Below are 16,103 nucleotides of genomic sequence, written 5' to 3' on the forward strand. Positions count from 1 at the left end.
TGAGTAGTCTGGAGTGGTGTCCACCACCACCGTCCCGCTGCTGCCCTGCGTCGCGCCCGAATCGACCGTCGAGTTCTACGAGACGCTTGGCTTCGATACGTCCGATCGCCAGACCAAGCCGTACCTCTACCTGGCGTTCAGCTTCGAGGGCGTCGAACTGCATTTCAAGGAGGCGGCACCCGACCTCGACGTCAGCCACGAGCTGACCGGCGGGTGCCTGTTCTTCGTCGACGCCGTCGCCGGATACCACAAAGCCTTCAGTGAGCGCTTGCGCCGGCGCTACGGGCGCATCCCTGCCACGGGCCTGCCCCGCATCGAACGACTCCGTCCCGCGCAGAGTTGATTCCAGATCCTGGACCCGTCCGGAAACTGCGTCGTGTTCATCAGCCGCGCCGAGGAGACCATCGAATACGGGGGCTCGACAGCGCTCTCGGGGCTGGCCAAGGCGCATGACAATGTGCTGATTTTCCGCGATTTCAAGAACGACGACGAACTCGCCGCCCGCGCGCTGGACACCGCCCTGCGCAGGTTCGGCGACACGGCAGACCGGGTGGACCTCGCCCGCGCCCTGGCCGACCGGGTGGAACTGGCCATCGCGCTCGCCGACACCGGGGCCGAAGCCACTGCGGCAGCGGCGCTGGAATCGATGGCGCTGACCGACAGCGAAAGCGAGGCCATCGCCCTGGAGCTCACGGCGATCGCCACACTGAGGCAATGGCTGGCGTAACCGCACCCACCGTCCGGCTGCTCGTGCTCGGCATGGTGCACACCCGCGCTGACCGCGGTGGCATGCACGGCTACGCCATCCACAAGGAGCTGATGTCGTGGCGGGTCGACACCTGGACGGCAGTGAAACCGCCGTCGATCTATCACGCCGTCAAACAACTCACCCGGGAAGGACTGCTGAGCGCAGCCGAACCCGCGAACAGCCCGCGCGGCCCAAGTCGGGTGTCCTATGCGATCACCCCGGCCGGTGTCGAGGAGTTCCTCCGGTTGCTGGAGAGTGCGCTGATCAGCCCCGATATCGAGGAGCTCGGTGCGGGTATCGCTTTTATGCGATGCCTGCCCCGCGCGAAGGTCGCGACTCTGCTGGGCAGTCAGCTGGCGACCACCCGCGATATCGGTGAGCAGTTGCACGAGATGAAGTCGTTGTGGCCCGAGCCCGGTGAGCCGCCGCATGCCCGGCATCTGCTGGATCTGTGGCGGCGGTCATTCGCCGCGCACGCCGGGTGGACCGCCGACATGCTCGAGCGGATCGCCGCGGGGGAGTTCCGGTTCGCCGACGAGTCGTGACCCACGACTCCATGCGAAAACGTCAGCGGCGCGGGAGGAATCACGCCGAAGTCAGTCACCCGTTGACGAGGTTGTTCTCCCGCGTGCTGTTGTCCAGGGGTTGGCCCCTCATCACCAGCATGTGCAGTCCCGCTCCCAGCGCGGCGCCGAACACCCAGGCGAAGCCGGCCAGCGAATGCAGGGCGGGGGTCCACACCGCGGCGATCGCGAACACTGCCGACAGCCCGAACGCGCACAGCGCCCGGACATTCCAGCCCTTGGTGAAGTAGTAGGTGCCTGCCGGATCCGCCGAGTAGAGCTCCTGGATCTGGAGTTTCTGCTTCCGGAGCAAGTAGAAGTCGGCGATCATGATGCCGTACAGCGGTGCCAGTACCGCTCCGAGCGTATCGACGAACTTGGGCAGCCCGGCGTTGCCGATCACCGACACCCACAGCGCGCCGATGATGAAACCCAGCCCCGCCGTGATGAATCCGGCGATCTTGAAGTTCAGCTTCGAGGGCTTCAGGTTGACGATGTCGTATACCGGCGGGATGAAGTTCGCCACCAGATTGATCCCGACCGTGGCGATGAAGAAGGTGACGGCGGCCAGGATGCTCAGCCACACGTTGCCGACCTGACCGACGATATCGGCCGGATTCGTCAGCGGTTCGCCCTGACCGTCCTGGAAGACGATGTAGGCACCCGCGGTGATGAACAGTGACAGGAACGTGAAGAAGGTGAGGCTGACGGGTAGGCCCAACAGGTTTCCGCGTCGCATCTCCTTGTCGCTGCGCGTGAAACGGGCGAAGTCACCGAAGTTGATGATCACTGCGGCGAAGTAGGCGATCATGGTGCCGACCACGGCGAAGAACGCGCTGACCGCCGCGAGACCTTGCTTCTCACCGGCGAAGAGGTCCCCGACCGAGCTCAGCAATCCCGAACCTGCCTGCCACCAGATGGCGACGAGCAGCAGGATCATCACGCCGTAGACAGCGGGTCCGGCGAAGTTCAGGAACTTGACGATGCCGTCGAGTCCGCGGACGAACAGCCAGATCTGGAATGCGGCGACCACCGTGTAGGACACCCAGTCGACCCACGTCATACCGAGGAAGGTCCCCGTCGGCGCGGCCCCCAGCACGGCATTGATGGCCAACGCGACCGCGGTGGAGGCGAAATAGGTCTGCGCCCCGTACCAGAAGATCGCCACGATCCCCCGCACCGTGGCCGGGAACATCGCGCCACGCACACCCATCGAGGCGCGCGCGATCACCGGGTACGGCACGCCGTACTGGACGCTGGGGCGGCCCGACAGATTGACGAAGACCATGACCAGGGCGCCGGCCAGGATGATCGCGGCGATGACGAACCAGCCGTTGATACCTGCCGTGATGAACAGGCTGGCGGCCAGTGTGTAGCCCGCCAGGCTCTGCACATCGTTGGTCCAGATGTTGAAGATCTCGAACCAGCCCCATTTTCGCGCCGAGGGCGGCGTCGGTGCGAGTTCGTCGTTGTGCAGCGACCCGTCGACGGACGCGATGACGAAGTCGTGGTCGACGTAGGCCGCCGACGGGGACGCTGAGGTGATGCCGGCGGGTGGATGCACCCCGGCCGGGAGTTCGTCGGCCATCTATGTTCCTCCAATTGGCGCCCGGGCCCGTGCGCGGCCTTCCCGCGGCACGCCCTCCGCGTCTCACGCTAGGAACGTGCTGTGTCCGGCGCGTGCACCTGAGGTTTCCGGAGCGTTTCGACCCCTCCGGGTGTGGATTCCTGTCGCGGGTGCGCGGCGTGGGCTCGTCCGCGCCGCGATCACACTGCGGGATCGCTGCGCAGCGCCGGGATCAGATACCGCCGGACATGGGTGAGCAGCTGCGCCGAATCGGTCGGATCCAACGTGTCGCCCGGCACGGTCGCCAACGAAATCACAATGCGGGCAACCCACTCGGAAGCTTCGGCGACGACGATGTGGGCGTGGATCTCGCCGTTGTCCCGTGCGGCGATCAGGTAGCGCGACCAGAACCCGGCGAGATCGGGAACCAGGCCCTGCACCCCGGCGCCGGCGCAGGCGGCGAACTCCTCGGGCTCGTCGACGCGCAGCTTCATCAACAGGGCGCCCGGATCGTCATAGGCGGTCCGGCCGTGCCGGATCCCCGCGACGATCTGCTGGTCGAGTCCCTGGATCTCTTCCAGGACGGCGTGGGCCTGTGACCAGTACACCTCGTTGAGGCGCACGATCGCGGCGCCGAGCAGCGTGACCTTGTCCGGGAAGTGCCGGTAGAGCCAACCTCGCGACACACCGGCGGTCTCGGCCACCTCCGAGACGGTGGTGGCCCGGATGCCCTTGGCGTGCAGGCAGGCCTCGGCCGCATCGATCAGGCGATCGCGGACGGTGGCCGTGCTGGTCGGCACTTTGCGGGCTCCTCGGCGGTGGGGATCTGCGGATTAGCAGACGTGTTGTTGCATTCTGCCAACAACCCCACCGATACCGTGGAGCAGGCCGTCAATGGTAGACAGTCTGCAGAATCTGTTCACCGAAACGGAGGTGCCCGGGTATGGCGGACACACTGCAGCAACTGCTGCGCACCCGAGCCGATCTGGACACCGCCGCGGTGAAATACGGCGATCGCGTCTGGACGTGGCGCGAACACATCGCCGACGCCGGCCGCCAGGCCGCCGCACTCATCGCGCTCGCCGACCCCGCGCGACCGCTGCACGTCGGCGCGCTGCTGGGCAATTCCCCGCGGATGCTCACCGCACTGGCCGCCGCCGGGCTCGGCGGTTATGTGCTGTGTGGCATCAACACCACCCGCCGCGGGCCGGCCCTGGCCCGTGACATCGCCAAGGTCGACACCCAGATCCTGCTCACCGACGACGAGCATCGTCACCTGCTCGAGGAGGTGGATCTGCCGGGTGTCACGGTGATCGACACGACCGGGCAACGGTGGGCACAGCTGCTCGCCGAGGCCCCGGAGCTCACCCCGCACCGCGAATGCGCGCCGGATGACACGTTCATGATGATCTTCACCTCGGGCACCAGCGGCGAACCCAAGGCCGTCGAGGTGCCGCATTCGACGGTGCTGTTCGCCGGCAGCGCCCTGGTGCAACGCTACGAGCTGAGCGATCAGGACACCTGCTACCTGGCCATGCCGCTGTTTCACTCCAACGCCGTCTACGCGGGGTGGAGCGTGGCGCTCGGTGCGGGTGCGGCGATGGCCCCCGCGACGTTCTCCGCATCGTCGTTCCTGCCCGACATCCGCCGCTACGGCGCCACCTACATGAACTACGTCGGCAAGCCGCTGGCCTACATCCTGGCCACCGCCGAAGGCCCCGACGACGCCGATAACCCGCTGCGCGTCGCCTTCGGCAACGAGGCCGCCGACCGTGATATCGAGGCGTTCGGCCGACGATTCGGTTGCACGGTGTGGGATGGGTTCGGGTCCACCGAGACCGCCGTCATCATCACCCGACTGGAGAACTGCCCGGCCGGCTCGATCGGTCAGGGCTTCCCGGGAGTCGCGATCTACAACTCGGAGACCGGCCAGGAATGTGAGGTCGCCCGTTTCGACGCTCATGGCGCCCTCCTGAACGCCGACGCCGCGACGGGGGAGTTGGTCAACGCAGGCGGCAGCGGGTTGTTCCGCGGCTACTACAACGATCCGGACGCCACCGGTGAACGGCTGCGCGGCGGCATCTACTGGTCCGGGGACCTGGCCTATCGTGATGCGGACGGCTGGATCTATCTGGCCGGCCGCACGGCGGACTGGATGCGTGTCGACGGGGAGAACCTGACGACGGCACCGATCGAACGGATCCTGCTGCGACTGGACGCGATCAACCGGGTCGCGGTCTACCCCGTTCCCGACGAGCACGTCGGCGATCAGGTGATGGCGGCCATGGTGCTGCAGGACGGCGCGGAGCTCACCCCCGCGGCGTTCGCCGAGTTCCTCGCCGCCCAGGCCGACCTGTCGCCGAAGGCGCGGCCCCGCTACGTCTGGATCGCCGACGATTTGCCGAGCACCGCGACCAACAAGATCTTGAAACGCGAACTCATCGCCCTCGGGACCGCACCGCACGGCAGGTGCCTCTGGAAACGCGACGGTCAGACGTACACACCGCTGACCCGGGAATAGCAGCCGGTGGTGAGGCGTTTTCGCATTCGACGGTTGACCTGGCATAATTCACCGTCGACCCTCGGTTCCGGTTCACGCTCGAAGACTCCCAGGTCTGGGCTCGGGCGACCCGGCGGCCAACGATTGCAGAGGAAAGCCATGAAATCGGGTATTCACCCCAACTACGCCGAGACCAATGTGGTCTGCGGCTGCGGTAACACGTTCACCACGCGCAGCACCAAGGACAACGGCCACATCGTGGTCGAGGTCTGCTCGCAGTGCCACCCGTTCTACACCGGCAAGCAGAAGATCCTCGACAGCGGCGGCCGCGTTGCCCGCTTCGAGAAGCGCTACGGCAAGCGCGCTGGGGCGGGCGCAGCGACGGAGAACGCAGAAGCCAAGGCTGCTGCAGACAACTAGCTGTCCCATCGGCGCCCGAACCTGGCACATGTGTCAGGACCGGGCGCCGATTTGCGTCTGCCGGCCGTTTCTTGAGGAGTCCAGGTGACCGATACCGCACCCGCGATCGAGGCGTTGCTCGCCGAGTGCGCCGACCTGGAGACCCAGCTCGCCGATCCCGCCCTGCATGGTGACGCCGGCGCGGCACGCCGCGTCGGAAAGCGGTTCGCGCAGGTCTCACCGATCGTCTCGACGTACCGCAAACTGGAAGCCGCGCGCGGTGACCTGGAGGCCGCCCGCGAGCTGGCCGCCGAGGACGAGGCCTTTGCCGCCGAGGTGCCCGAGATCGAGGCGCGGGTTGCCGAGCTCGACAACCGGCTGACCGATCTGCTCGCCCCACGCGATCCACACGACGCCGACGATGTCGTGCTCGAGGTCAAATCCGGTGAGGGCGGCGAGGAATCGGCACTGTTCGCCTCCGACCTGGCTCGCATGTACATCCGCTACGCCGAGCGGCACGGCTGGACGGTCACCGTGCTCGACGAGACATGGTCGGACCTCGGCGGTTACAAGGACGCCACCATCACCATCGCCAGCAAGGGCGATTCCGCCGACGGCGTGTGGTCGCGGATGAAGTTCGAGGGCGGGGTGCACCGCGTGCAGCGTGTGCCCGTCACCGAATCCCAGGGCCGGGTGCACACCTCGGCTGCCGGCGTGCTCGTCTACCCCGAGCCCGACGACGTCGAGGCCGTCCAGATCGACGAGTCCGATCTGCGCATCGACGTCTACCGCTCCTCGGGCAAGGGCGGGCAGGGCGTCAACACCACCGACTCCGCGGTCCGGATCACCCACCTGCCCACCGGCATCGTCGTCACCTGCCAGAACGAGCGCAGCCAGCTGCAGAACAAGGCGCGCGCCATGGTGGTGCTCGCCGCCCGGCTACAGGCACTCGCCGAGGAGCAGGCCTCGGCGGACGCGTCGGCGGACCGGGCCAGCCAGATCCGTACCGTGGACCGTAGCGAGCGGATCCGCACCTACAACTACCCCGAGAACCGGATCGCCGACCACCGCATCAACTTCAAGTCGCACAACCTCGATCAGGTGCTCGACGGCGATATGGATGCGCTGCTGGACGCACTTGCGGCCGCCGACAAGCAGGCGCGGCTCCAACAGGCGTGATGAACGCGTTGCAGCAAGCGATCTCGGATGCGGCCACCGTGCTCGCCACCGCGGGCATCGACTCCGCGCGCGCCGATGCCGAACAGCTGGCCGCCCATGTGCTCGGCGTCGACCGCGGGCGGCTGATGTTCGCCGATCCCGAACCCCGGGTCCTGGACGAATTCCGCACCCTCGTCGGGCAGCGCGCGCTGCGAATCCCGTTGCAGCACTTGTTGGGTACCGCCGTCTTCGGTCCGCTGACCCTGGCCGTCGGGCCCGGGGTGTTCATCCCGCGGCCCGAGACCGAGGCGCTGCTGGAGTGGGCGCAGACAGTCCCCGTCCGCCCGGGCGGCGTGATCGTGGACCTGTGTTCGGGTTCGGGCGCGCTCGCGCTCGCACTTGCGCGCTACCGCCCCGATGCCCGTGTCATCGCGGTGGAGCGGTCCGAGGAGGCGCTGCGCTACGCCCGCGCCAATGCGGACGGAACGACGGTGGAGTTGCTGCACGCCGATGTCACCGACCGCGATGTGCTGGCCGACCTCACCGGCCAGGTTGATTTGGTGGTCGCGAACCCGCCCTATATCCCTGACGGTGCAGAGCTGGAACCAGAAGTGGCAGAACATGATCCGCGCGCCGCGCTATTCGGTGGCCCGGACGGGATGGCCGTCATCGAGCCGATCGTCGAGCTGGTCTCCCGGCTGCTGCGGCCCGGCGGGCAGGTGGGGGTCGAACATGACGACACCACGTCGGTGGCCACCGTCGAACTCTTCGGTGCCGCCGGCGTCTTCACCGGTGTCGCGGCACGCCGCGACCTGGCCGGTCGACGCCGGTTCGTCACCGCGGTGAGAAGCTGAGTGGTATGAGAGGCGACGAGCGCTTGGGCGGGGAGTCATGACACAACTCTTCGACTGCGCGGACCCCGAACAACGGGCGACCGGGCTCATGTCGGCGATCAGCGCCGTCAAGGGTGGGGGACTGGTCGTGCTGCCCACCGACACCGTCTACGGCATCGGTGCGGACGCCTTCAACAGCGAAGCGGTGGCCGCGTTGCTCGCGGCCAAGAACCGGGGCCGCGATATGCCGGTCGGTGTGCTCGTCGGCTCCTGGCACACCATCGACGGGTTGGTCTATGCGGTGCCGCCCGCCGCGCGCGAACTCATCCAGGCGTTCTGGCCGGGCGCGCTGAGCCTGGTGGTGCGGCATGCGCCGTCGCTGCACTGGGACCTCGGCGACGCAGGAGGCACCGTCATGTTGCGCATGCCGCTGCAGCCGGTGGCCATCGAACTGCTGCGCGAGGTCGGCCCGATGGCCGTCTCCAGCGCGAACGTCTCCGGGCAGCCGGCCGCGGTCACCGCCGCGGACGCGCAGGCTCAGCTGGGTGCGCGGGTCGAGGTCTACCTCGACGGGGGCCCGTCGCCGCAGGGCGCGGCCTCGACGATCGTGGACGTGTCCGGTCCGCAGCCGCGGGTGCTGCGCGAAGGGCCCGTCTCGGTCGCCGACGTCGCCCGCGTGCTCGGCGTGGAAGCCCAAGCCCTCACACCCGAGGACGCCCGTGGGACCACCCCTTAGGCCCCAGCCAATTCGCGTACGGTTCAGCACGTGGTGAGCGAATCGGTCTGGATGGCTGACGGTCTGCTCGCCCTGTCGGACCGCGGCGCCGGTGTCCCGCTGCGCGAACTCGCGCTCGTCGGGCTCACCGCCGCGATCATCACCTACTTCGCGACCGGTTGGGTGCGGGTGTTCGCCATCCGGGTCGGCGCGGTCGCCTACCCGCGCGAACGCGATGTGCACGTCCAGCCGATCCCACGGATGGGTGGATTGGCCATGTACATCGGCGTGGCCGCCGCGGTGCTACTCGCCTCCCAGTTGCCCGCCCTCAACCGTGGGTTCGTCTACTCGACCGGCATGCCCGCGGTGGTGGTCGCAGGCGGACTCATCATGCTGGTGGGCCTCATCGACGACCGGTGGGGTCTGGACTCGCTGACCAAGTTCGCCGGCCAGATCACCGCCGCCAGCGTGCTGGTCACCATGGGCGTGGCATGGAGCGTGCTGTACATCCCGTTCGGTGGCGTCGGCACCATCGTGCTGGACCAGGTCACCTCGATCCTGCTCACCTTGGCGTTGACGGTTTCGATCGTCAACGCCATGAACTTCATCGACGGTCTCGATGGGCTGGCCGCCGGGCTCGGCCTGATCACGGCGCTCGCCATCTGCATCTTCTCGGTGGGCCTGCTCCGCGATCACGGGGGCGATGTGCTGTTCTACCCGCCGGCCATGATCTCGGTGGTGCTCGCCGGTGCGTGCCTGGGCTTCCTGCCGCACAACTTTCATCGCGCCAAGATCTTCATGGGCGACTCGGGTTCGATGCTGATCGGCCTGATGCTCGCCGCGGCCTCGACGACGGCGGCCGGCCCCATATCGCAGACCGCCTACGGGGCGCGCGATGTGTTCGCGTTGCTGTCGCCGTTCCTGTTGGTCGTGGCGGTGATGTTCGTGCCCGCCCTGGACACGCTGCTGGCGATCGTGCGCCGCACCCGCGCGGGTGTTCATTTCTCGACTCCGGACAAGATGCATCTGCATCATCGATTGCTGCAGATCGGGCATTCGCACCGCCGCGTCGTCCTGCTGATCTACATGTGGGTCAGCATCGTCGCACTGGGCGCGGCAAGCACGATCTTCTTCGATCCGCGCTACACCGGCGCGGTGATGCTGGCCGCGATTCTGGTCGCCGGCGTGGTGACCCTGATACCACTGCTGCGGGGTCGAAACGGCGCGGTCGAAGACCCGTGAAAGCCGTTGTACGACAAAAAGTAGTAGGCCTGTTTTTGTGCCTCCTACCTTGTGGTACGGTTCTGCGCATAACCCGAAAACCTCGCGGGTTGCCGGCCCGGCCCATCGGTCCACCCGACCGATCGGCGCCGATACACGACCGACAAAAGGGAGCTACCCCTTGGGTGATTCCAGCGCGCCCGCTGCCCTCCGATACTCTCGTCGGGCATGCACAGGAATTTTGCAGTTTTCTGAGCTATTGCAGTTTTCGATCAGTACCCCCCTCGACGACGCGGGATTGAGGTGAACGACGTGACGACGCCAGCGCATGATGCGCCCCTGGTGTTCCCTTCCGTCGCCTTCCGTCCGTTGCGGCTGCTGCTGATCTGCCTGGCGTTCACCGCAGTGGCCATCGCGGCCGCCGGATTCGTCGGCAACATCTTCTTCGGTGTGTTCTTCGGGATCGGGCTCGCTCTCGGTTTGCTCAACGCGCTGCTGGTGCGCCGAGCGGTCGAGTCGATCACGATGGAGGACCACCCCCTCAAGAAGAAAATGGCCATAAACTCCGCGATGCGGCTGCTGATCATCACCGCGATCGCACTGGCGGTGGCACTGTTTTTCAAGGAACACGGCGGTATTGCCGTGCTGTTCGGGCTCGCGATCTTCCAGGGTCTGTTGGTGTTGAGCACCAGCATCCCGGTCATGCGGAAGATCCGCGCCAACGGTTTGGACGTCGAGGGCGTCTCCACATCGGATTCGAAGGATTGAGCTGACCCGAATGACTGAGACTGTTCTGGCCGCGGAAGAGGGTGGCGTCGCCATCCACGTCGGGCACCACGTCATGGTGTTCGAACTGTTCGGCATGACCTTCAATGGCGACACGATCATGGCCACCGCGATCACCGCGTTGATCATCATCGGACTGGCGTTCTACCTGAAATCCAAGGTCACCTCCACCGGCGTTCCCGGTGGCGTGCAGCTGTTCTGGGAGGCGCTGACCATCCAGATGCGCCAGCAGATCGAGGGCTCGATCGGCATGAAGATCGCCCCGTTCGTCCTGCCGCTGGCCGTCACGCTGTTCGTCTTCATCCTGATCTCCAACTGGCTGGCTGTGCTGCCATGGCAGTACGGCGGCTCCGACGGCGCCGCCGCCGAGCTCTACAAGGCCCCGGCCTCGGATATCAACTTCGTGCTGGCCCTCGCCCTGTTCGTCTTCATCTGCTACCACGCGGCGGGCATCTGGCGGCGCGGCCCCATCGGCCACCCGATCGCCGTCGTCAAGGGTCACGTCCCCTTCCTGGCGCCGATCAACATCGTCGAGGAACTGGCCAAGCCGATCTCGCTGGCACTGCGACTCTTCGGCAACATCTTCGCCGGCGGCATCCTCGTGGCGCTGATCGCGATGTTCCCCTGGTACATCCAGTGGCTGCCCAACGCCATCTGGAAGACCTTCGACCTGTTCGTCGGCCTGATCCAGGCCTTCATCTTCAGCCTGCTGACGATCCTGTACTTCAGCCAGTCGATGGAAGTTCACGACGACCACGACACCAAAGAGCACGCGCACTGACGTTTCTACCCGTTTGACCAAACTGCACGGACACGTACGAACAGAAGTCCTGGTGGCACCGCCGCCAGTTACAAGGAGGAAAAAGGAATGGAACTCGATCCCAACGCTCTCATCACCATGGGCGCGCTGATCGGTGGCGGTGTGATCATGGGTGGCGCTGCCATCGGTGCCGGTATCGGTGACGGTATCGCGGGTAACGCGCTGATCTCCGGCATCGCCCGGCAGCCCGAGGCCCAGGGCCGGCTGTTCACCCCGTTCTTCATCACCGTCGGTCTGGTGGAGGCCGCGTACTTCATCAACCTGGCGTTCATGGCGCTGTTCGTCTTCGCCACGCCGGGCCTGCAGTAGTCCGACAGCATGGACCAGCTGACCGTATCCATCGTGGCCGCGGAAGAGGGCGGGGGGACCAGTAACTTCCTGGTCCCCAACGGCACCTTTTTCGCCGTGCTGCTCATCTTCCTGATCACGCTCGGCGTGATCTGGAAATGGGTGGTGCCGCCGATCAGCAAGGTGCTCGCCGAGCGCGAGGCCATGCTGGCCAAAACTGCTGCCGACAGCCGTAAGTCGGCTGAACAGGTGGCAGCCGCTCAGGCCGACTACGACGAGGCGATGGCCGGCGCACGCGCCGAGGCATCGGCACTTCGTGACGAGGCACGCGCCGAAGGCCGTCAGGTCGTCGACTCGAAGCGGGCCGAGGCCAGCGGTGAAGTCGCCGAGACGGTACGCCAGGCCAACGAGAAGCTGTCCCAACAGGGTTCAGCGGCTCAAGCCGAGCTGGCCTCGTCGGTGGATGGCCTGTCGGCCACCCTGGCGAGCCGCATCCTCGGCGTCGACGTGAATTCGGGACGGAACAACTAGATGTCGACATTCATCGGACAGCTGATCGGCTTCGCCGTCATCGTGTTCATCATCACCAAATGGGTGGCGCCCCTGGTGAAGGGGTTGATGGTCAAGCAGCAAGAGGCCATCCGGGTTGCCCTGGCCGAGAGTGCCGAAGCGGCGAAGAAGCTCGCCGAGGCCGATGCCATGCACGCCAAGGCACTGGCCGACGCCGAGGCCGAAGCCGGCAGCGTCACCGGTGAGGCGAAGCAGGATTCCGAGCGCATCAAGGCCCAGCTGGAAGAGCAGGCCGGAGTCGACGCCGAGCGCATCAAGGCCCAGGGCGGGCAACAGGTTCACCTGTTGCGCCAGCAGCTGGTGCGGGAACTGCGGCTCGGGCTCGGCGATGAGGCTGTCACCAAGGCCGCGGACCTGGTCCGTGCCCACGTGGCCGACGCGGGCGCGCAGGCGGCCACCGTCGACCGCTTCCTCGACGATCTCGACCAGATGGCCCCGTCGGCCGCGGTGATCGAGACCGGTGCCACGGCGGGACTGCGGGCGGCCAGCCGTGAGGCACTGGCCAACCTGGTCTCGGAGTTCGACAGCGTGGCCGGTGGTTTGGACGCCGAGGGTCTGACGGCCCTGGCCGACGACCTGGCCGCGGTGGCGAAGCTGCTCATCACCGAGAGCGCCCTGACCAAGCACCTGGCTGAGCCGGCCGATTCCGCCGCGGCGAAGGTCGCGCTGGTCGACAAGCTGCTGACCGGCAAGATCGGTGAGCCTGCCCTGAAGCTGGTTCGTACCGCCGGATCCCAGCGCTGGTCCACCGAGGCCAACCTGGTCGACGGGATCGAGCACATCGCGCGGCTGGCCCTCCTGCAGCGTGCGCATGCCGCCGGCGAGGTCGACGAGGTGGAGGACCAGCTGTTCCAGTTCGGTCGGGTCCTCGACGCCGAGCCCAGGCTGTCCGCGCTGCTGAGCGACTACACCACCGATGCAGCGGGTCGAATCGCGCTGCTGGACAAGGTGGTCGGTACCGGAAGCAGCGCCAACGGCACTGCCGCCGCGTTGTTGTCACAGACCATCGGCCTGCTCCGCGGGGAACGTGCCGATGAAGCTGTCATCGATCTCGCCGAGCTCGCAGTGGCCCGTCGCGGAGAGGTCGTGGCTCACGTCAGCGCCGCTGCGGATCTGACCGATGCCCAGCGCGACCGCCTGGCGGCCGTGCTCACGCGCATCTACGGGCACCCGGTGTCCGTCCAGTTGCATGTCGATCCGGAACTGCTCGGTGGTCTGTCGATCACCGTCGGTGACGAAGTGATCGACGGATCCATCGCGTCCCGCTTGGCTGCCGCGCAGACCCAGCTGCCGGACTGACCCCGAAGACTTATCACCCAGATCAAAAGGTAGGAAGACGAAAAACCATGGCAGAGTTGACAATCTCGGCTGCTGATATCGAAGGTGCCATCGAGGGCTACGTATCCTCGTTTTCCGCCGACACCGAGCGGGAAGAGGTCGGCACCGTTGTCGATGCCGGTGACGGCATCGCCCACGTCGAGGGCCTGCCCTCGGTCATGACACAGGAGCTGCTCGAATTCCCGGGCGGCGTTCTGGGCGTGGCGATGAACCTCGACGAGCACAGCGTCGGCGCCGTGATCCTGGGTGACTTCGCGAAGATCGCCGAAGGCCAGCAGGTCAAGCGCACCGGCGAGGTGCTCTCCGTGCCGGTGGGTGACGCCTTCCTCGGCCGCGTGGTGAACCCGCTGGGCCAGCCGATCGACGGCCAGGGCGACATCGCCTCGGACACTCGGCGTGCCCTCGAACTGCAGGCCCCCTCGGTGGTGCAGCGCCAGGGCGTCAGTGAGCCGCTGCAGACCGGTATCAAGGCCATCGACGCCATGACGCCGATCGGCCGCGGCCAGCGCCAGCTGATCATCGGTGACCGCAAGACCGGCAAGACCGCCGTCGCCGTCGACACGATCCTCAACCAGCGTGGGGCGTGGGAGACCGGCGACCCCAAGCAGCAGGTGCGCTGCGTCTACGTCGCCATCGGCCAGAAGGGCACCACGATCGCCTCGGTGAAGCGGGCGCTCGAAGACGGCGGTGCGATGGAGTACACCACCATCGTCGCGGCCCCCGCCTCCGACGCTGCCGGCTTCAAGTGGCTGGCGCCCTACACCGGTTCGGCCATCGGCCAGCACTGGATGTACGACGGCAAGCACGTCCTCATCGTGTTCGACGACCTGTCCAAGCAGGCCGACGCCTACCGCGCCATCTCGCTGCTGCTGCGGCGCCCGCCGGGTCGCGAGGCATTCCCCGGCGACGTGTTCTACCTGCACTCCCGCCTGCTGGAGCGTTGCGCCAAGCTGTCCGACGAGCTCGGCGGTGGATCGATGACCGGCCTGCCGATCATCGAGACCAAGGCCAACGACATCTCGGCGTTCATCCCGACCAACGTCATCTCGATCACCGACGGCCAGTGCTTCCTGGAGTCGGACCTGTTCAACCAGGGCGTGCGACCGGCCATCAACGTCGGTGTCTCGGTGTCCCGCGTCGGTGGTGCCGCCCAGATCAAGGCGATGAAAGAGGTAGCGGGCTCGCTGCGCCTCGACCTGTCGCAGTACCGCGAGCTGGAGGCCTTCGCGGCCTTCGCCTCGGATCTGGACGCGGCCTCCAAGGCGCAGCTGGACCGCGGTGTGCGTCTGGTCGAGCTGCTCAAGCAGCCCCAGTACAGCCCGCTGGCCGTCGAGGATCAGGTCGTCGCGATCTTCCTCGGGACCAAGGGCCACCTGGATTCAGTTCCCGCCGAAGACGTCTCGCGCTTCGAGACCGAGCTGCTGGAGCATGTGAAGGCCAGCCACTCGGACATCCTCAACGGCATCAAGGAGAGCAAGAAGCTCTCCGAGGAAGCCGAGGAGAAGCTGGTCACCGTGATCAACGACTTCAAGAAGGGCTTCTCGGCATCTGACGGCAGCTCGGTCGTCGTCAACGAGGCCGACTCCGAGGCCCTCGATCCCGAGGACCTGGAGAAGGAATCGGTCAAGGTCCGCAAGCCTGCTCCCAAGAAGGCCTAGGTAACCAATGGCAGCCACACTGCGCGAGCTACGCGGACGTATCCGCTCGGCCGGGGCGATCAAGAAGATCACCAAGGCTCAAGAGCTGATCGCCACGTCGCGGATCGCCAAGGCGCAGGCTCGGGTCCAAGCGGCCCGGCCCTACGCCACCGAAATCACCAGCATGCTCACCGAGCTGGCCGGCGCCAGCGCGCTGGATCACCCGCTGCTCGTCGCGCGGGAGAACCCGAAGCGGGCCGCCGTGCTGGTGGTGTCCTCGGACCGTGGCCTGTGCGGCGGCTACAACGCCAACGTGCTGCGTCGCGCCGAGGAACTGTTCTCACTGCTGCGCGACGAGGGCAAGTCCCCGGTGGTCTACGTCATCGGCCGGAAGGCGCTGGGCTACTACAACTTCCGCCAGCGTGACGTGGTGGAGTCGTGGACCGGCTTCTCGGAGCGACCCACCTACGAGCACGCCAAGGAGGTCGCCGACACCCTGGTGACGGCGTTCATGTCGGGCGCCGATGACGACGGCGACGACGGCGGTGCGGACGGCATCCTCGGTGTCGACGAACTGCACATCGTGTCGACCGAGTTCCGGTCGATGCTGTCGCAGACCGCGGCGGCACTGCGGATCGCCCCGATGGTCGTCGAGTACGTCGAAGACGCACCGGATGAGGGCCCGCACACCCTGTTCTCGTTCGAGCCGAACGCCGAGAACCTGTTCGACGCGCTCCTGCCGCGCTACATCGCCACCCGCGTGTACGCGGCACTGCTGGAGGCGGCCGCCTCGGAGTCGGCTTCACGCCGGCGCGCCATGAAGTCGGCCACCGACAACGCCGACGATCTGATCAAGGCACTCACGCTGGCGGCCAACCGCGAGCGTCAGGCGCAGATCACCCAGGAAATCAGCGAGATCGTCGGTGGCGCCAACGCGCTGGCCGACGCCAAGTAAGCCCC

The 16,103-nt window shown here is 66.7% G+C and carries 16 protein-coding genes and 1 pseudogene; 15 read left to right on the forward strand and 2 right to left on the reverse strand.

The genetic code is table 11. The features are described 5' to 3' along the window. Window positions 1–16: 16 nt before the first annotated feature. Both EXE63_RS33675 and EXE63_RS23630 read left to right on the forward strand, forming a co-directional pair. Window positions 17–727 (forward strand): annotated as a pseudogene (locus EXE63_RS33675) (DUF8817 family protein). Next, window positions 715–1,293 carry a PadR family transcriptional regulator gene (locus EXE63_RS23630; RefSeq protein WP_168143937.1) on the forward strand — a complete coding sequence of 193 codons (579 nt, stop codon included), beginning with the start codon at window positions 715–717 and terminating at the stop codon, window positions 1,291–1,293. Before EXE63_RS33675 ends, EXE63_RS23630 begins: the two are co-directional and overlap by 13 nt. A gap of 55 nt (window positions 1,294–1,348) precedes the next feature. Here EXE63_RS23630 and EXE63_RS23635 read toward each other — a convergent pair whose 3' ends face one another. Both EXE63_RS23635 and EXE63_RS23640 read right to left on the reverse strand, forming a co-directional pair. After that, on the reverse strand, window positions 1,349–2,899 hold the full coding sequence (locus tag EXE63_RS23635) for an NCS1 family nucleobase:cation symporter-1 (protein WP_168143938.1): 1,551 nt from the start codon (window positions 2,897–2,899) through the stop codon (window positions 1,349–1,351). A 179-nt stretch (window positions 2,900–3,078) separates the two neighbouring features. Beyond that, the gene (locus EXE63_RS23640; protein WP_168143939.1) at window positions 3,079–3,678 is read right to left on the reverse strand and encodes a TetR/AcrR family transcriptional regulator; all 600 of its coding nucleotides are present in this window, start codon (window positions 3,676–3,678) and stop codon (window positions 3,079–3,081) included. Between the two features lie 143 nt (window positions 3,679–3,821). On the opposite strand from EXE63_RS23640, the gene fadD1 reads away from it, so the two are divergent. The 13 genes from fadD1 to EXE63_RS23705 all read left to right on the forward strand — a co-directional run bounded on the left by fadD1 (window position 3,822) and on the right by EXE63_RS23705 (window position 16,098). Further along, window positions 3,822–5,399, forward strand: a complete 1,578-nt coding sequence (gene fadD1 / locus EXE63_RS23645) for a fatty-acid--CoA ligase FadD1 (RefSeq protein ID WP_168143940.1) — start codon at window positions 3,822–3,824, stop codon at window positions 5,397–5,399. A 138-nt stretch (window positions 5,400–5,537) separates the two neighbouring features. After that, window positions 5,538–5,798 (forward strand): 50S ribosomal protein L31, encoded by a 261-nt coding sequence (gene rpmE, locus EXE63_RS23650; RefSeq protein WP_168143941.1) that lies wholly within the window; start codon window positions 5,538–5,540, stop codon window positions 5,796–5,798. An 84-nt stretch (window positions 5,799–5,882) separates the two neighbouring features. Further along, on the forward strand, window positions 5,883–6,956 hold the full coding sequence (prfA, locus tag EXE63_RS23655; protein ID WP_105366719.1) for a peptide chain release factor 1: 1,074 nt from the start codon (window positions 5,883–5,885) through the stop codon (window positions 6,954–6,956). Further along, window positions 6,956–7,789 carry a peptide chain release factor N(5)-glutamine methyltransferase gene (gene prmC, locus EXE63_RS23660; RefSeq protein ID WP_168143942.1) on the forward strand — a complete coding sequence of 278 codons (834 nt, stop codon included), beginning with the start codon at window positions 6,956–6,958 and terminating at the stop codon, window positions 7,787–7,789. The genes prfA and prmC overlap by 1 nt, the downstream gene beginning before the upstream one ends. 37 nt (window positions 7,790–7,826) lie before the next feature. Next, window positions 7,827–8,504 (forward strand): L-threonylcarbamoyladenylate synthase, encoded by a 678-nt coding sequence (locus EXE63_RS23665; RefSeq protein WP_168143943.1) that lies wholly within the window; start codon window positions 7,827–7,829, stop codon window positions 8,502–8,504. 51 nt (window positions 8,505–8,555) lie between these two features. Continuing rightward, entirely contained in the window at window positions 8,556–9,725 is a 1,170-nt protein-coding gene (locus tag EXE63_RS23670) for a glycosyltransferase family 4 protein (protein WP_105366716.1), read from the forward strand. A gap of 291 nt (window positions 9,726–10,016) precedes the next feature. After that, window positions 10,017–10,472 (forward strand): ATP synthase subunit I, encoded by a 456-nt coding sequence (locus tag EXE63_RS23675; RefSeq protein WP_168143944.1) that lies wholly within the window; start codon window positions 10,017–10,019, stop codon window positions 10,470–10,472. Window positions 10,473–10,482: 10 nt separating this feature from the next. Beyond that, complete coding sequence (gene atpB / locus EXE63_RS23680) at window positions 10,483–11,271, forward strand: F0F1 ATP synthase subunit A (RefSeq protein WP_168143945.1); 789 nt, start codon at window positions 10,483–10,485, stop codon at window positions 11,269–11,271. Between the two features lie 87 nt (window positions 11,272–11,358). Next, window positions 11,359–11,619: a F0F1 ATP synthase subunit C gene (locus tag EXE63_RS23685; RefSeq protein WP_168143946.1), complete on the forward strand. Its 261-nt coding sequence runs from the start codon at window positions 11,359–11,361 to the stop codon at window positions 11,617–11,619. 9 nt (window positions 11,620–11,628) lie between these two features. Beyond that, on the forward strand, window positions 11,629–12,129 hold the full coding sequence (locus EXE63_RS23690) for a F0F1 ATP synthase subunit B (protein WP_105366713.1): 501 nt from the start codon (window positions 11,629–11,631) through the stop codon (window positions 12,127–12,129). After that, window positions 12,130–13,467 (forward strand): F0F1 ATP synthase subunit B/delta, encoded by a 1,338-nt coding sequence (locus EXE63_RS23695; protein ID WP_168143947.1) that lies wholly within the window; start codon window positions 12,130–12,132, stop codon window positions 13,465–13,467. A 47-nt stretch (window positions 13,468–13,514) separates the two neighbouring features. Continuing rightward, window positions 13,515–15,164, forward strand: a complete 1,650-nt coding sequence (gene atpA, locus EXE63_RS23700) for a F0F1 ATP synthase subunit alpha (protein WP_105366711.1) — start codon at window positions 13,515–13,517, stop codon at window positions 15,162–15,164. A gap of 7 nt (window positions 15,165–15,171) precedes the next feature. Further along, the gene (locus tag EXE63_RS23705; protein WP_168143948.1) at window positions 15,172–16,098 is read left to right on the forward strand and encodes a F0F1 ATP synthase subunit gamma; all 927 of its coding nucleotides are present in this window, start codon (window positions 15,172–15,174) and stop codon (window positions 16,096–16,098) included. Window positions 16,099–16,103 lie beyond the last annotated feature (5 nt).

It is taken from the genome of Mycolicibacterium frederiksbergense (assembly GCF_012223425.1).
Taxonomy (GTDB): domain Bacteria; phylum Actinomycetota; class Actinomycetes; order Mycobacteriales; family Mycobacteriaceae; genus Mycobacterium; species Mycobacterium frederiksbergense.

What these genes read in the sequence shown, in the direction of transcription:
- EXE63_RS23630 (WP_168143937.1), top strand. Translation starts at nt 715, where the DNA reads ATGGCTGGCGTAACCGCACCCACCGTCCGGCTGCTCGTGCTCGGCATG.
- EXE63_RS23635 (WP_168143938.1), bottom strand. Translation starts at nt 2,899, where the DNA reads ATGGCCGACGAACTCCCGGCCGGGGTGCATCCACCCGCCGGCATCACC.
- fadD1 (WP_168143940.1), top strand. Translation starts at nt 3,822, where the DNA reads ATGGCGGACACACTGCAGCAACTGCTGCGCACCCGAGCCGATCTGGAC.
- rpmE (WP_168143941.1), top strand. Translation starts at nt 5,538, where the DNA reads ATGAAATCGGGTATTCACCCCAACTACGCCGAGACCAATGTGGTCTGC.
- prmC (WP_168143942.1), top strand. Translation starts at nt 6,956, where the DNA reads ATGAACGCGTTGCAGCAAGCGATCTCGGATGCGGCCACCGTGCTCGCC.
- EXE63_RS23665 (WP_168143943.1), top strand. Translation starts at nt 7,827, where the DNA reads ATGACACAACTCTTCGACTGCGCGGACCCCGAACAACGGGCGACCGGG.
- EXE63_RS23670 (WP_105366716.1), top strand. Translation starts at nt 8,556, where the DNA reads ATGGCTGACGGTCTGCTCGCCCTGTCGGACCGCGGCGCCGGTGTCCCG.
- atpB (WP_168143945.1), top strand. Translation starts at nt 10,483, where the DNA reads ATGACTGAGACTGTTCTGGCCGCGGAAGAGGGTGGCGTCGCCATCCAC.
- EXE63_RS23685 (WP_168143946.1), top strand. Translation starts at nt 11,359, where the DNA reads ATGGAACTCGATCCCAACGCTCTCATCACCATGGGCGCGCTGATCGGT.
- EXE63_RS23690 (WP_105366713.1), top strand. Translation starts at nt 11,629, where the DNA reads ATGGACCAGCTGACCGTATCCATCGTGGCCGCGGAAGAGGGCGGGGGG.
- EXE63_RS23695 (WP_168143947.1), top strand. Translation starts at nt 12,130, where the DNA reads ATGTCGACATTCATCGGACAGCTGATCGGCTTCGCCGTCATCGTGTTC.
- atpA (WP_105366711.1), top strand. Translation starts at nt 13,515, where the DNA reads ATGGCAGAGTTGACAATCTCGGCTGCTGATATCGAAGGTGCCATCGAG.
- EXE63_RS23705 (WP_168143948.1), top strand. Translation starts at nt 15,172, where the DNA reads ATGGCAGCCACACTGCGCGAGCTACGCGGACGTATCCGCTCGGCCGGG.